This is a genomic window from Photobacterium sp. R1 (genome assembly GCF_054600795.1).
Genome location: NZ_BAAHZP010000059.1, coordinates 1 through 556, shown reverse-complemented (window position 1 = coordinate 556; position 556 = coordinate 1). Strand labels below are relative to the sequence as shown.

1 protein-coding gene is annotated in these 556 nt (G+C 54.7%); it reads left to right on the top strand.

Annotated features, from left to right (window positions below; translation table 11 throughout):
* Positions 1-522: hypothetical protein (locus ACYP03_RS23930; RefSeq protein WP_459782353.1), on the top strand; the 522-nt coding region annotated here is incomplete at its 5' end.
* Between the last annotated feature and the right edge of the window lie 34 nt (positions 523-556).

Here is a 556-nt window from a genome sequence, read left to right as displayed (position 1 = left end):
GGGATTCATCTCAATGATTATCACCAGGCGGTGAAGACGTGGCTGAGCGAAAATCTGTCATGGCTGAAGATCGTAGAGCACTATCCGGAAACTCAGACGGCGCTGAAAACGCCCTGTGTGTTTTTTGGTGTGATGGACTGGGAGCGTTCTGACAACCAGCCCATGAACGGGCAGCTGGCCGTGACACTCAACTGTGAAATCCTCGCCGTTCTCGGGATGGCTGATGCGCAGTATCAGCTGGAAGTTCGAAATGCGGCTATGGCCATAGGTCTGGCCATCGAGCAAAGCCGGTTCGGGTTACCGGTTGATCCGGCGGTTTTTGTGTCCGCTGAACCGGATGGATTTAATCCGGAGCTGGATGAGTATGCGGTCTGGTCGATCCGGTTTAACCAGGATGTTGAAATCGGTCAGGATGTCTATCAGCCGGAGGGCCTGACACCGCACACCGTGCATGTGGGATATTCACCGGATATCGGCCCAGGCAATACCGACAAATATGAGCAGGTGGTGGGCCATGAGTGATATGGCGTACATCGTCAGAGATCTGCAGCGGCGG